Raw genomic sequence first — 14,067 nt, 5'->3', positions numbered from 1 at the left:
ATTGTCGAGCGCTAACCCCCGCCGCCAGGATCGGGTGAACAGGAATTGCCATGAAGCCGTCATCCGCAGGACGCGAGCGCATTCTACGCGAAGCCATCCGCCTGTTCGCCGAGCGCGGCTATGACCGGACCAGCGTTCCCGAAATTCAGGAGGCCGCCGGCCTGTCGCGTGGCTCGGGTGCGCTCTACAAGCACTTTCCCTCGAAGGAAGCGCTGCTTGCCGCGGCTGTCGACCGGTTTGTTGGAGCGGCACAGGAGGGACGGGCCGAACTTGGCGAACAAGTGCTTCCTGCCGATCAGGGGGCGCGGCGGATCGTGGAGGGTATGCTGGAAAAACTCGGCGCGAATCGCGACATGCTCAGAATCCTGTGGCGCGATCTCGAGCACTTCCCGGAATTGAAAGCCTCGGCGCGTGGCGAGATCATGCAAAGCACCTACCACGCAGTCGCCGAATGGCTGCGGGAGCGCCAGCGCCAAGGCGAACTGCGCCCCCATGACAGCGACGCGGTCGCCGCCGTCATCGTCGGCAGCGTCGCCATGTTCCGCGTCTTCGAAGCGATCTGGACCGAGCGCTCGATCGAGGTCAGCGACGAACGCTTCGCGTCCGCCTGGACCGATTTGCTGATCCGGGGCCTGCGGCCCTAACCTATATCCGAAGGCGGCACCTTCTCGCCCTCCAGCTTGGCGCGCTTGGAGTAGGCGCGCACGGAAAACGGCAGGAAGATCAGGTAGCCCGCGACCGATGCCGTCAGCGTGTACCAAGGATAGGTCATCAGCAGGAGGACGTATAGGACGACGGCGAGGATGACCGGCAGCACCCTGTCGCCAGGGATCTTGACGTTCTTGCCGGAATAAACCGGCAACCGGCTGACCAGCAGGAAGGCGACCAGGATGGTGAAGCCGGTGGCGACGAAGGCGGCCGGCCGGCTGGGCTCAACCCCAAGGCGAAGGAAAGAGAGGTAGAGCGGCAGCATCACCAGCACGGCACCCGCCGGTGCCGGCACGCCGACGAAATATTCGGTCTGCCATATCGGGCGCTCGGCTTTCTCGTCGTCGAGCACGTTGAAACGCGCCAGCCGCAACCCGCAGGCGATCGCAAACAGCAGTGCCGCGATCCAGCCCGGCGAGCCGGCACGGTCGAGCAGGAAGGCATAGAGCACCAGTGCAGGCGCGACACCGAAATTGACGATGTCGGCCAGCGAATCCATCTGCGCGCCGAATTTGGAGGTCGCCTTGAGCATCCGCGCCAGGCGGCCGTCGATGCCGTCGAGGAAAGCAGCCAGCAGCACCATCACCACCGCCGGCTCGAAACGCCCCTCGAAGCCGAAGCGGATGCCAGACAGGCCGGCGCAGATCGCGAGCACGGTGACCAGGTTGGGCAACACCATGCGCATCGGGATCTCGCGGATGCGCGGACCGCCGCTGGCATGGGCTTCAAATTTTTTATACTGCGTGCCCACCGTCAGGAAATCCGCACGAGGGGCGTGCCGGCGACGCCGCCGAACTCGGCCAGCACGGTTTCGCCGCCGACCGCCGTCTGGCCAACGGCAACACGCGGCGTGGCGGCCAAAGGCAGGAATACGTCGACGCGCGAGCCGAAACGGATCAGGCCGAAACGCTCGCCGGTGCCGATCGAAGCACCGGCCTCGGTCCAGCAGACAATGCGGCGCGCCACCAGGCCGGCGATCTGGACTGCCGCCACCGTGCCGTTGGGGCTCTCGATGACAAGGCCGTTGCGCTCGTTTTCGGTGCTCGCCTTGTCCAGTTCGGCATTGAGGAACTTTCCGGGCCGATGTTCGATCTTGGCGATGCGGCCGCGAACCGGAGAGCGGTTCACGTGGCAGGAAAAGACGTTCATGAACACTGAGATGCGGGTCATCTCGACATTGCCGAGGCCAAGCTCGCGCGGTGGCACGGCCGGCCCGACCGCCGAGATGATGCCATCGGCGGGGCTCACCACCAGGCGGTCGTCGACAGGCGTGACGCGCTCGGGGTCGCGGAAGAAATAGACGCACCAGGCGGTCAGGATCAGGCCGATCCAGAACAGGATCGAGGAGAAATAGCCGAGGAAGAGCGTCGCCGCGCCAAAGGCCGCGATGAAGGGATAACCTTCGCGGTGGATCGGTACGAACGCGTTCTTGACCGTGTCGACAAGGCTCATGGGGCGGTCCCTGTTTCAGGTCCGGCCTCAATAGCGGAAACACCCCCTGCCCGCAACGCGACAATGGGCGGCGCGGGTTTGTCTTTCCGCCGCGATGGCGAGGCGCGCTGGCCGTCGAGCAGAGCGGCACCGGCAAGGACGATCGCGCAGAGCCGCCACAAACAATCTATTCGCCAGCTGCTACCGTGAGGTCAAAATACTCCTCAAGCTCATTTCGATCAGCCTCTGCCAGACTTTCCTCGTTATCGCCGCGGAGCAGCACGCCACGCTCCGGATACGACTGGAAGAGAAAAGCGTGACCACCAGCCATCACCACCCAATTTACAACCGGCCCTTCCTCGCGCTGGGCAAGGGAATTCGCCGATACGACAGCCTTCATCGGATCGAGCCCAATCTTTCGCAACAGGAGATCGACGGCAACCGGCGCGTGGTACTCCTCCGCCAGCTCAATCAATTTTGCGACCAATTGCCCGTCCACCTGCCCGAGCCTGCGGCCAACACGAGCGCGCCGGCCGCTAATATATTTTCACCTGGGCGAGCAATCGACGGTGTTTCGGGAGCTCCGCATTCATAAACAGCCGCATGGCTTTCCGTAGCCACGCACAGGCGAGGCTCACTCGCATTGGTCAGCAGTTGAAAAACCAGCTGCTTCTCGCCATCGACATCCAACATCCTCGCCATGCCAATCGATAACTTGACTTCGGGTGGCGCTGCATTGGCGCAAGCGAGACCTACGCCAACATGGCGCTTGCTGATCATCTGGCCGACGAGCTCGGCGACCGACCGGTGGAGAAGCCGAGATTCGCGACGGGGATTGGCCATTGCCAACTGAAGTATGGCTTCATCGCAGACCTCGTCTTCCACAACTCGAAGGTCGGGCCATGACACGATCCAGCGCGCCAGCAGGTCTTGCATCGGCGAAGCTTCGTCGGCGACGTAGAAGGCATCGTCAAGTGTATCGAGAAAATCGGTGCGGCCACCCTCGAAGCCAGTCTGTTCCTCGGCCTCGTCGGGGTGTTCGGCGACCCAGGTGGACATCTTTTCAAGAGTCGCCAACTGCCCTTTTGCTCCAATGGCCGTGAGACCGGCACGAGCGTTTGCAACCATAGTGTCGAACGCCCCGCCGGCATTATGAATGAATTGACTATGGCCACCGTTCGCTATCTCCGCCGAATACAAATCAGCATGGGAGACCTGCATCGCCTTCGGGTTGAGCTCCGATTTGCGGTAGAGCCCCTCGGAAACAATGCTGTGGATGAATTTCTGGACAGCAAAAACGATTTCAAAAGGCTTTTCGTTCGCCTGATCCACAGTCGACCGAGGCACGATCACCGGCCACAAGGACTCGGCTCGCGATGCATGCGCCGCAGCGGGAGATTGAACTCCTGAGGGAGTTTTGGGACTTCTCTTGGATTTTCGCGAGAAGAAGCCAAACATCCAAAAATTTTCCTAGGTGCCAAGAGTAATTTTCAGTGAATTATTGTGATGAAACAATATCAGCAGCACAAGGGGTAATGGACCTAAAGCCTGATCCATCGCACTTCGCCATAGAAAGTGAGTAGGCGGCATTCCGGTGCATAAAAATTGCCGTGATCATGTCGGGACATTCGTCCCTTACTCGTCCTTGGGAGGCGGCAACGTCCGGTACGACCGTCGCGCAACAAGGAGTCTCCCGCCATGCAGAACCAATCTCCTCCCCCAGCGCGTGTCGTGGTTGACGGTCTCGCCTTCGGCGAATCGCCGCGTTGGCATGACGGACGCCTTTGGGTCTGCAACTGGGGCACCGGCGAGATCATTGCCGTCGATGCGCACGGCAACAGCGAGGTCATGCTCAGGGTTCCGGCTGTCCTGCCCTACTCCATCGACTGGCTGCCGGATGGTCGTCTGCTGGTTGTCTCAGGCCGCGAGGGCCTGCTGTTGCGGCAGGAAGCCGATGGCTCGCTCGTCACTCATGCGGATCTGCGCGGCCTGTCGAAAAGCCCGTGGAACGAGATCGTCGTCGATGGGCGGGGCAATATCTATGTCAATGGCGGCGGGCCGGCTCCGGCGGCGGGCCAGCATTTCGGCCCCGGCACCATCGTCTTGGTCACACCGGATGGAAAGGTCAGGCAGGTGGCGGACGCTATCGCCTTCGCCAACGGCATGGCTGTGACCCCTGATAACAAGACGCTGATCATCGCCGAATCCCATGCCAACAGGCTGACCGCTTTCGACCTTGCCTCCGACGGCTCCTTGTCCAACCGATGCATCTGGGCCGATCTCGACGGATATCCCGACGGCATCTGCCTCGATGCCGAAGGGGCGGCCTGGTATGCCGACGTTCCCAACAAGCACTGCGTGCGGGTGCGCGAAGGCGGTGACGTCTTGCAGACCGTCGCCGTCGATCGCGGCTGTTTTGCCTGCATGCTGGGCGGTGCGGACAGGAAAACGCTGTTCATCACCGCCGCCCAGTGGCCCGGCTTCGAGCACATGACAAGCGACGCCCGCACCGGCCAGGTGCTCGGCATCGAAGCGCCGGCACCGGGCGTGGGCTGGCCCGGCTAGAGTCCAGGCACGCGCTGATAGTTGGCGATATCAGCCCGAACTCCGAGCCGGGCGATCGTCTCCTGCGGGTTGAAGGCTATGCGCTCATGCGCCGCCTTGACGATCGGCACCACTTTGTCGACGGCAGCCTGGCTTTCCCATTCGACGATGGTGACGAGGTTGAACTCGCCCGGTCCGGAGAATTGCTCGAGCAGGAAGTCCTGGACGAAGCCTTGCTGCAGACGCAGCAACTCATGCGTCATCTTCACCTTTGTGAGGATCTCGTCGCGGGCATTGGCGGGTACGACGAACTTGTCCACCCTGAACACGCTGCCGCCATTAACGTTTTGATTCGTAAAGCTGATATCCATTTGATTCCGTCCTCGAGGATGCTGTTTTTCGGCTCTCGGGCGACGGTCTACAATCTCAACTTAGGTTGAGGTCAAGTGGCTTTTTATGAGCTACGACATCTCCGACGTGCGCCTGCGCACGACGACACCCAGTTCGTCGCTTTCGCGAGCAATGCGCAGCCGCTCCTCGGCTTCGGTCGCCTCGCGCTGGCGGTCCCACATCGAAGCGTAGAGGCCGTGCTTTCGCATCAGCTCGACATGGGTGCCGCGCTCGGCGATCTGGCCATCCTTGAGCACGATGATCTCGTCGGCCGAAATCACGGTCGACAGGCGGTGGGCGATGACGATGGTGGTGCGGCCCTTGCTGACCAGGTCGAGCGCGGTCTGGATCTCCTGCTCGGTGTGGCTGTCGAGCGCCGAAGTGGCTTCGTCGAGCATCAGGATCGGCGGCGCCTTCAGGATGGTGCGGGCGATCGCCACGCGTTGCTTCTCGCCACCGGAAAGCTTCAGCCCGCGCTCGCCGACCATCGACTTGTAGCCGTCGGGCAGCTTCTCGATGAACGGCCCGATCTGGGCGAGTTCGGCGGCCTTGCGCACCTCCTCCTCACCGGCGCTGACACGGCCATAACGGATGTTGTAGGCGATGGTGTCGTTGAACAGCACCGTGTCCTGCGGCACCATGCCGAGCACCGCGCGCAGGCTGTCCTGCGTCACGTCCTTGATATCCTGGCCGTCTATCAACACCTGGCCACCCTGTACGTCATAGAAGCGGAACAGCAGCCGCGAGATGGTCGACTTGCCCGCGCCCGACGGCCCGACAATGGCAACCGTCTTGCCGGCCGGGACTTCGAAGGAGACGCCTTTCAGGATCTTGCGGTTCGGATCATAGGAAAAGTGGACGTCGCGGAACTCGACCTTGCCGGCGCTGACGGCCAGCGGCTTGGCGTTGGGCCTGTCGACGATCTCCTGCGGCACGTCGAGCAGGTCGAACATGTGCTCGATGTCGGTCAACCCTTGCCGGATCTCGCGGTAGATGAAGCCGATGAAGTTGAGCGGCACCGAAAGCTGCACCAGCATGGCATTGATGAAAACGAAATCGCCGACGCTCTGGGTGCCGGCCTGCACCTCCAGCGCCGACATGCACATGACGACGACCGTGCCGACGCCGAAGATGAAGCCCTGGCCAAAATTCAGCCAGCCGAGCGAGGTCCAGGTCTTGGTGGCGGCGATCTCGTAACGCGCCATCGAGCGGTCGAAGCGCTCGGCCTCCATGCGCTCATTGGTGAAATACTTGACCGTCTCGAAATTGAGCAGCGAGTCGATCGCCTTGGTGTTGGCGTCGGTGTCGCTGTCGTTCATATCGCGGCGGATCGAGATGCGCCAGTCGCTCGCCTTGACGGTGAACCAGACGTAGACGCAGACGGTGATCGCCACGACGGCCACATATTTCCAGCCATAGGTGAAGCCGAATATGCCGGCGGTCAGCGCGAATTCGAGGATCGTCGGCGCCGTGTTGAGCATGATGAAGCGCACGATCGTCTCGATGCCCTTGGTGCCGCGCTCGATGATGCGCGACAGGCCGCCGGTGCGGCGCTCCAGGTGGAAGCGCAACGACAGCTGATGCATGTGCACGAAGGTGCGGAAGGCAAGCTGACGCACCGCATGCTGGCCGACACGGGCAAACAGCGCATCGCGCAGTTGGTTGAAGCCGAGTTGGACGAGCCTCAGCACATTATAGGCAACGACCAGCATCACCGGGGCGAGCATGAACGACGGCAGCGGCGGGGGCGTTTTGAAGCCGCCCGCCAGCGCATCGGTTGCCCATTTGAAGAAATAGGGACCGGCGACCAGCGTCACCTTGGCCACGACCAGCAGCAGCGTCGCCCAGGTCACCCGTGCCCTGAGGTCGGAGCGGTCGGCCGGCCACATATAGGGCCAGAGATTGCGCAACGTCGTGAGTGTCGAGGTGTCGGCGGAGACGGTTTTTTCGGCCACTTTTCTTGCCTTTTGGGTGAGAGGGTCAGCGGCCGGAGCAGCAGGAATTGATGAGTGCGCCCAGCGATGCCGATAAGTCGGCAAGTGCCGCACGATCGACCGCATAGCGCGATCGTTGACGGTCGGGCTCGAACCGGACCAGGCCAGCCTCGACCAAGATTTTCAGATGCTGTGAGATGGTCGACTGCGCCAGATCGAAATGATCGACGACCTCACGGCAGCAGCAGGAATTGCTGGCGGACAGATGCTTCAGTATCTCGATCCGGGCCGGATGCGAAAGCGCTGCGAACCGGGCCGCGACAACGCGACTGTCCGGCATGCGGCCGGACAGTGCCGAGACGGCGTGGTCTGGTATGGGGAAGCACTCTGTCATCGTTCATCGGCGATAGACGATGAACGATGACAGGGCAAGCTAGGCCGATGGGTAGATCGCCGGAATTGCCGGTCTCCCTACTCCGTCTTCGTCGCGGTGGTCGCCTGTTCACCCATCGCCTTGAAGTCGGCGGCTTCGCCTTCCTTCGACTTTTCCGGGACTTTGAACACCTGCCCCGGCCAGATGCGGTTCGGATTCCTGATCTGGTCCTGGTTGGCGAGGTATATGGTGGAGTAGCGCGTGCCGTGACCATAGACCCGCCGTGAAATCCGCCACAGTGTATCGTTGCGACGAATGATGACCGCGCCGTCGGCATGTTCGAGCTTGGGCGACACGATTTCGGGCACGTCGCTTGGCGGCGTGGCTGCCGCGACGGCGGCCGGAGCCTCGGTGGCCGGTGCGGTCTCAGCCGGAGCAGCGGCGGCAGCAGCAGGCGCCGGAGCGGCTGGTGCTTCCGCAGCAGGTGCAGCGGGCTTGGTCGCGGCGGGGGCAACAGCTGCGACCGCCTCGCCCGGCTCGCGCTCGAAGGGCACGGCGGCGCGAGCCACCACCTTCACGCCATCGGTATCGAGGCCGTCGACATGAATGGTATAATTGCCGACCGGAATGTCGCGCGTCGCCTCGACCAGGAAATGGCCGTCCGACGAGGTCTGTGCGTCGCCGAGCAGAATGTCGTTGGCGTAGGCGCGCACCTTGCGGCCCGGATCGGCCAGACCGGCGACAAAGATCTTGTTGCCTTCGATCTCGACCGCCTCGACGACGATCTTAGGCTCGGCCACAGCCGCCGCGGGCGCGGCCGGTGCCGCCGGATCGGGTTTTGCTTCAACCACGGCTGGCGCAGTCGCCGCCGGCGCGGCGGTCGCTGGAGCGACCGTCGCGGGCGCTTCAGCAGCCGGAGCGGCGGCCTGGTCGCCGGTTGCCGGCGCAGGCTTTGTCTCGGGCGCCGGGACCGTCAGCAGTTCGGCCGGCTTGCCTGGCTCCTCGACCATGGCCAGCACCTGGCCAGCCGCATTCGCGGGCACCGAGACCACGGCGGTCTGCGTCGAGGCGGTCACGACCGTGCCGACCGTCGAACGCAAGGCGATTGTATAGTCGCCGGGCTTCAGCGGATCATCGAGCACGATGACAAAGGCACCATCGGGGCCAGCCACCGTCGAGCCGATCACCATCGTGCCGTTGAGGATTTCGACCTTCGAGTTGGGCGCCGCGTTGCCGGCAATGACGATCGAGCCGTTGCCCTCAACGCGAACGACGTCGAAAGTCGGGGCGATCGGACCCGCCGTCGCGGGCGCCGCAGGCGCCGCCGCATCGGTTGCGGGTGCTGCCGGAGCTGTCGCCTGGGGTGCTGTGGCCGGAGCGGCCGGCACCGCCGGAGCCGGCAGGCGCCCTTCCGTGGCCGGCTTCGGCGCCGCGGGCGGCGTCAAGGCCGCGACTTCCGCCGGCGGCGTTGGATGAAGATACGGGTCGAGCGCGCCCGATACATAGGCGGTTCCCGCGGCCGCGACGGTCCCACCCGCCGCGAACAGGAACGCCTTCAGTGGATTGATTGCCATATTTCCCTACCCCTTAGCCACCTAACGCCGGTCTAGCGTGTTTTGCCATGACCGACAAGAAAAAGCCCGGCCTTCTCAGCCCTTGGGGCTTGACCGCGCTTTCAGACCCAATCACCAATCATCGGCATGAACACGATTCGATCCGTCTGCGTCTATTGCGGCTCGTCTCCGGGCCGCGACGAAATCTATGCCAAGGCCGGTCACCTGCTTGGACGCTCAATTGCCAAGGCAGGACTGCGGCTGGTCTATGGCGGCGGCACCAAAGGCATCATGGGCGCCGTCGCCGAAGGCGCACTCAAGGCCGGCGGCAAGGTGACGGGCATCATTCCGCGCTTCCTCATCAACAAGGAAGCAACCGAAACCGCGCTTGACCGGCTCGACGAGTTGTTGATCACCGACAACATGCACGAGCGCAAACATAAGATGTTCGAGAAATCCGACGCCTTTGTGGCGCTGCCTGGTGGCATCGGCACAGTCGAGGAGATCGTCGAGATCATGACCTGGGCGCAACTTGGCCATCACCGCAAGCCGATCGTCTTCGGCAATGTCAACGGATTCTGGGATCCGATGACGGCTTTGCTTGACCACATGGCGGCGGAAGGCTTCATTCATACCGCGCAGCGTGTGAAGCCGCTGGTCGTCAACGATCCCGAGGCTATCGTCGCCGCCATCATGGTAGCCGGGTCCTCGGTCGATGCACCAACGGAAGGCGTCCAGTCGGTGATCGACAAGATGTAGAGTCACGGGAGTAGGGCAGTAGGTTTGCAGTCTCCGGAGTGTACACTTTTCCCCTACTCCCCTACTCCCCTACTCCCCCCTCCCCTACTCCCCTCCCTCCGGGCAGCCTCCCGCAGGTCAGTGATCACCACGCGCCGGTCCTGCCGCCGCCAGGCGAGGTGGATGGAAACCATGCGCCCGAACCATGGCATGTCGCGGAACAGGATCGAGGGCGGCGCGGCGGTGCGCAGGCTTGCCTGCACGGTGGCGAGACCGAGGCCGGCGCTCACAAGCCCGAGTGAGGTCAGAGGGTCCGCCGTCTCGTAAGCGATGTCGGGCGTAAAGCCAGCCTCTGCGCAAGCGGCCAGGAACTGGCCGCGATTGGTGTCGTCGGGCTGGCGCACGACGGTGATCCAGACGCGGCCGTCGAGATGATGCGGCTGGATATCAGCCACATCGGCGAGCGGATCGTCTTCGGGAATGGCCAGCACCAGCGGCTCGTGGCGCAGCGGCGTGCTGGCGATGTCAGGATCGTCGGCCGCCGCGGGGGCATACACCAAACCAAGATCCAGCGACCGCTGCCGAAGCCCGTCCATCTGCGCCGCCGAGCGCAGGCTTCTCAACTGCAGATGAAAATCCGGCCGGTCGCGGCGGAACTGGCGCAGCATGCCGGCGACAAGCCCGGCATGGACCGCACCCTCGACATAGCCGATGGCAAGACGCCCAATGGAACCGCTGGCCAGATTGCGGCCAAGTTCCTCCAGCCGGCGCGCATTCGACAGCAAGGCACGGGCTTCGGTCAGGAAGGCGCGGCCCTCGGCATTGAGATGAACGCGCTGCTTTGCCCGCTCGAACAGGGGGACACCAAGCTGTTGCTCCAGCTGCATGATCTGCCGGCTGAGCGGCGATTGCGAGATATGCAGCAGTTCGGCGGCTCGACCGACATTGCCGGTTTCGGCGACGGTGACGAAATATCTGATCTGTCGCAGGTCGAACATTTTTAGCTCCTCGAAACCCAAGTCCTATCAGGTCTCAACTTTAGCCTAATCAGTCTTGGACAGTCTGACCATCCGGCGCGATATCTCCTGTCATCAACCGCTGACAACAGGAGACCGAAATGCAGTTCCTTGCCCTTCTCATCCGCAACACGGAAAAGTTCGCCGACGCCGACTTCGCACCCCTTCTGCCTGGCGAGGCCGAGCAGCGTCGCACCCTCTATGCCGAAGGCGCCGTGCGCCAGATCTGGAATCGCGGTGACATTCCCGGCAGCGGCATGATGTTCGAAGCCGGCAGCGATGCCGATGTGCGCGGCCATCTCGCCACCTTGCCGCTGGTCAAGGCCGGCATGATGGACATTGCCGCGATCGTGCCGCTCAACCCCTATCCGGGGTTTGGGCCGAAACGCTGAGGCTGACGACCGCGACAACCGAGGCCGTCAGCCAGGCGCCAGGGCGACAAAGCGCCTTGCATGTCGTCAAGCCACGCGGCACGCTGGTGCTGCCGCTCGCCGAGGTCAGACGAGCCTTCGCACTGGCGGCGATAAATCGCAATCGATGAAGGTGCAAAATTGCATTCGACTGACTATCTCGGCCGCCTGTTCGGCCTCGAGGGCAAGCATGCCTTCATCACCGGCGCCAGCCGCGGCCTGGGCCTGGCCTTCGCGGAGGCGCTTGCGAGCGCGGGCGCTCGCGTCACGATCGGCGGCCGCAAGGCCGACGATCTGAAAGCGGCCGCAGACAGGCTGCGCGCCGCGGGCCATTCGATCGCTGAAGCGGTGATCGACGTGACCGACACCCAGTCGGTCGACAGCGCGATCGCGGCGGCGGAAACCGGCACCGCACCGATCGACATCCTGGTCAACAATGCCGGCATCCAGCGACGGGCGCCGCTGGAGACCTTTAGCGACGCCGACTGGGACGCGCTGATGGCCACCAACCTGGACGGCGTGTTCAAGGTGAGCCGAGCCGTCGTAAAGGGCATGATCGCCCGCCAAAGGGGGGCGATCATCAATGTCTCCTCGGTGCAGAGCGTGCTCGCGCGCCCCTCGATCGCGCCTTACGCGGCAAGCAAAGGCGCCATCACCATGCTGACCAAGTCGATGGCCGGCGAATGGGGCCAGCACGGTGTGCGCGTCAACGCCATCGCGCCGGGCTATTTCATGACCGAGCTCAACTCCGCGCTGGTCGCCGACGAGACATTCTCCGCCTGGCTGACCGGCCGCACACCGATGCGGCGCTGGGGCGAAGTGAGGGAACTCGCGGGTGCCGCCGTATTCCTGGCATCCGACGCCGCCAGCTTCGTGAGCGGACAGACGCTGCTGGTGGATGGCGGGATCACCAGCGTCCTGTAGGCGGCACGCCGTCACGAAACAGTCACACTAAATCGGGCATGCCATGCTAGAAATCGCGCTTGGCCGCCCCCGCGACCCCGACCGCATCAGAGACCGGCGAAGCCGCCATGAATATCGCCCTCCCCTCCGAAGGCACTGACCTGTCGCCTTACCTGCCCGATGAGCACGGGCTGTTCTTCATCTACCACTTTACCACCGAGGGCGCGCGTACCAGTGATGCCGCCGCCGCGCACTGGACATGGCGCAGCTACCAGCTTTCCGACATGCGCGCCCGTCACGAGATCGGCGCCGATCAGGCGTTGCCGGCGCCGGTGCGCGAAGCCTTCCTGAGCGCCAGCCATGGCTGCCACATCGATCTCGAGGATGACTGGCTCTATGGCGATCTGCCGGACCTGCGCCATGACTATTCGGCGGAAGCCGGCGGGCTTGGTCATTTCCGCTTTGCTCTCAACGATACGATGCTGGTCGGCGCCCGCAAACAACCGCTGCAATCGGTCGACAACATCCGCAAGGCGATCGAGAACGGATCGCGCAAATTCCGCTCTCCGGCCGAGCTGATCGAGGCTGTCGTCGGCCAGTCGTTCGACGGAATGGCCGCCGAACTCGCGACACTCAGCGACAGTCTCGACGGCATCGAGGACCGTATCGTCTGCGACGCATGGCACAATGAGCGGCAAGCGCTGGTCGATGCACGCCGGCACCTGGTGGTCATCCATCGGCAGATGGCGACGCTGACCAATCTGTTTCGCCATCTCGACCATTCGCACCGCAACGACCTGCCGGATTCGATCAACGACATGGCCGCGCGGCTGTCGCACCGCGCCCAGACGTTGCACTATGACGGCGAGCAGCTGCAGGCGCGCACGCGGCTGCTGCAGGACGAGCTGATGGCCAAGCTGACGACGCAGTCGAACCGGCTGCTCTATGTGCTGTCGGTGATGACGGCGGTACTGTTGCCGATGACCATCATCTCGGGCCTGTTCGGCATGAATGTCGGCGGCTTGCCGCTGGTCAACACCCCATTGGGCTTCTGGGTGGTCACGGCCGTATCGCTGCTGATCGCGGGCGTGACCTATCTTTTCGTCAGGCGGCTCGGACAGATGTAGCCCGACGCGCCGTCGCCAGCATGGACCAGGAATAGATCGCCAGCGCCGCCCAGATCAGCGCAAAGGCGATGGCCTGCGTGGTGCCGAACGGCTCGTCGAAGATCAGCACGGCGATCAGAAACACCATGGTTGGCGCTATGTACTGCATGAGGCCGATGGTCGACAGGCGCAGCAGCTTGGCGCCGAAGGCGAACAGCAGCAGCGGGACGGCGGTCACCGGCCCGCAGCCGATGAGCAGCGCGGTGTCGGTACCACTGCCGGAGACGAAATGATCCTGTCCGGTGGCGATCAGGAAGATGATGTAGCCCAGCGCCGGCACCGACAGCAAAAGCACTTCGAGCAGGAAACCCTGGCTGGGACCGATCGGCAGGGTCTTGCGGAAGAAACCGTAGGCGGCGAAGGAAAACGCCAATGCCAGCGACACCCAGGGCAGCTTGCCGCCCTCGATTGTCAGCACGCCGACGGCAACCGCAGCAAGCGCCACCGCCGCGATCTGCAGCCGATTGAGGCGCTCACCGAGCAGCAACGCGCCGACGACGACGCTGACCAGCGGGTTGATATAATAGCCCAGCGCGGTCTCGACGGTGCGATCGACGGCGATCGCCCAGACATAGATGCCCCAGTTGACTGAGATCAGCGCCGCCGTCAGCGCCGCCATGGCGATGGTGCGGGGCGAACGTATCGCCGCCTTGAAGTCCGCCGTGCGGCCGGCCCAGATCAGGACCGCCGCGGCAATCGGCACCGACCAGACGATGCGATGTGCAATCACCTCGGCAAGCGGCAGATGCGCCACCGCCTTCATGTAGAAGGGCAGCAATCCCCACAAGAGATAGGCACCCAGCGCCAGCAAGAAGCCGCGGCGGGCTTTTGAATCTGCATCGGGGGTAATTGCTTCAGCGGCCATGGCCCAACGCTATGGCCCAGTAACCTTGGGAAGACC

16 protein-coding genes are annotated in these 14,067 nt (G+C 63.5%); 6 read left to right on the top strand and 10 right to left on the bottom strand.

Going from position 1 to position 14,067, the window contains the following annotated elements:
* The first annotated feature begins 50 nt into the window (after positions 1-50).
* A complete protein-coding gene (locus O7B34_RS14395) occupies positions 51-644 on the top strand; it encodes a TetR/AcrR family transcriptional regulator (protein ID WP_337146657.1) in 594 nt (197 codons plus the stop codon).
* Here the strand turns inward: O7B34_RS14395 and O7B34_RS14390 are convergent.
* The 4 genes from O7B34_RS14390 to O7B34_RS14375 form a co-directional block, all read right to left on the bottom strand.
* Complete coding sequence (locus tag O7B34_RS14390; protein ID WP_337142961.1) at positions 641-1,459, bottom strand: CDP-alcohol phosphatidyltransferase family protein; 819 nt, start codon at positions 1,457-1,459, stop codon at positions 641-643. The genes O7B34_RS14395 and O7B34_RS14390 overlap by 4 nt on opposite strands.
* A gap of 2 nt (positions 1,460-1,461) precedes the next feature.
* The gene (locus O7B34_RS14385) at positions 1,462-2,160 is read right to left on the bottom strand and encodes a phosphatidylserine decarboxylase (protein ID WP_337142962.1); all 699 of its coding nucleotides are present in this window, start codon (positions 2,158-2,160) and stop codon (positions 1,462-1,464) included.
* Between the two features lie 166 nt (positions 2,161-2,326).
* Positions 2,327-2,626, bottom strand: a complete 300-nt coding sequence (locus O7B34_RS14380; protein WP_337146655.1) for a hypothetical protein — start codon at positions 2,624-2,626, stop codon at positions 2,327-2,329.
* On the bottom strand, positions 2,611-3,597 hold the full coding sequence (locus O7B34_RS14375; protein WP_337146653.1) for a DMP19 family protein: 987 nt from the start codon (positions 3,595-3,597) through the stop codon (positions 2,611-2,613). The genes O7B34_RS14380 and O7B34_RS14375 overlap by 16 nt, the downstream gene beginning before the upstream one ends.
* 240 nt (positions 3,598-3,837) lie before the next feature.
* Between O7B34_RS14375 and O7B34_RS14370 the strand changes: the two genes are divergently transcribed.
* Positions 3,838-4,704, top strand: coding sequence for an SMP-30/gluconolactonase/LRE family protein (locus O7B34_RS14370; protein WP_337146652.1), 867 nt, complete (start codon positions 3,838-3,840; stop codon positions 4,702-4,704).
* Here the strand turns inward: O7B34_RS14370 and O7B34_RS14365 are convergent.
* The 4 genes from O7B34_RS14365 to O7B34_RS14350 form a co-directional block, all read right to left on the bottom strand.
* A complete protein-coding gene (locus O7B34_RS14365; RefSeq protein ID WP_051442686.1) occupies positions 4,701-5,054 on the bottom strand; it encodes a hypothetical protein in 354 nt (117 codons plus the stop codon). The two genes, O7B34_RS14370 and O7B34_RS14365, sit on opposite strands and share 4 nt — an antisense overlap.
* 90 nt (positions 5,055-5,144) lie before the next feature.
* Positions 5,145-7,028 (bottom strand): ABCB family ABC transporter ATP-binding protein/permease, encoded by a 1,884-nt coding sequence (locus O7B34_RS14360; protein WP_337146651.1) that lies wholly within the window; start codon positions 7,026-7,028, stop codon positions 5,145-5,147.
* 25 nt (positions 7,029-7,053) lie between these two features.
* Positions 7,054-7,401 carry an ArsR/SmtB family transcription factor gene (locus O7B34_RS14355; protein WP_442920963.1) on the bottom strand — a complete coding sequence of 116 codons (348 nt, stop codon included), beginning with the start codon at positions 7,399-7,401 and terminating at the stop codon, positions 7,054-7,056.
* A 77-nt stretch (positions 7,402-7,478) separates the two neighbouring features.
* Entirely contained in the window at positions 7,479-8,954 is a 1,476-nt protein-coding gene (locus tag O7B34_RS14350) for a LysM peptidoglycan-binding domain-containing protein (RefSeq protein ID WP_337146649.1), read from the bottom strand.
* Positions 8,955-9,080: 126 nt separating this feature from the next.
* Between O7B34_RS14350 and O7B34_RS14345 the strand changes: the two genes are divergently transcribed.
* Positions 9,081-9,692 (top strand): TIGR00730 family Rossman fold protein, encoded by a 612-nt coding sequence (locus tag O7B34_RS14345; RefSeq protein WP_337108062.1) that lies wholly within the window; start codon positions 9,081-9,083, stop codon positions 9,690-9,692.
* Between the two features lie 53 nt (positions 9,693-9,745).
* On the opposite strand, the gene O7B34_RS14340 is transcribed toward O7B34_RS14345, so the two are convergent.
* Positions 9,746-10,669: a LysR substrate-binding domain-containing protein gene (locus O7B34_RS14340; protein ID WP_337146647.1), complete on the bottom strand. Its 924-nt coding sequence runs from the start codon at positions 10,667-10,669 to the stop codon at positions 9,746-9,748.
* Between the two features lie 119 nt (positions 10,670-10,788).
* Between O7B34_RS14340 and O7B34_RS14335 the strand changes: the two genes are divergently transcribed.
* The 3 genes from O7B34_RS14335 to O7B34_RS14325 all read left to right on the top strand — a co-directional run bounded on the left by O7B34_RS14335 (position 10,789) and on the right by O7B34_RS14325 (position 13,127).
* On the top strand, positions 10,789-11,079 hold the full coding sequence (locus O7B34_RS14335) for a muconolactone Delta-isomerase family protein (RefSeq protein ID WP_337146646.1): 291 nt from the start codon (positions 10,789-10,791) through the stop codon (positions 11,077-11,079).
* Positions 11,080-11,238: 159 nt separating this feature from the next.
* A complete protein-coding gene (locus O7B34_RS14330) occupies positions 11,239-12,021 on the top strand; it encodes a glucose 1-dehydrogenase (RefSeq protein ID WP_337146645.1) in 783 nt (260 codons plus the stop codon).
* 107 nt (positions 12,022-12,128) lie between these two features.
* Positions 12,129-13,127, top strand: coding sequence for a transporter (locus O7B34_RS14325; RefSeq protein WP_337142971.1), 999 nt, complete (start codon positions 12,129-12,131; stop codon positions 13,125-13,127).
* Here O7B34_RS14325 and rarD read toward each other — a convergent pair.
* Positions 13,105-14,031 carry an EamA family transporter RarD gene (gene rarD / locus O7B34_RS14320; RefSeq protein WP_027144157.1) on the bottom strand — a complete coding sequence of 309 codons (927 nt, stop codon included), beginning with the start codon at positions 14,029-14,031 and terminating at the stop codon, positions 13,105-13,107. The two genes, O7B34_RS14325 and rarD, sit on opposite strands and share 23 nt — an antisense overlap.
* Between the last annotated feature and the right edge of the window lie 36 nt (positions 14,032-14,067).

It is taken from the genome of Mesorhizobium sp. Cs1299R1N3, from assembly GCF_037179625.1.
Lineage (GTDB): Bacteria > Pseudomonadota > Alphaproteobacteria > Rhizobiales > Rhizobiaceae > Mesorhizobium > Mesorhizobium salmacidum.
Note: the sequence above shows the minus strand (reverse complement) of the source record. Positions and strands in the feature narration are given on the sequence as shown.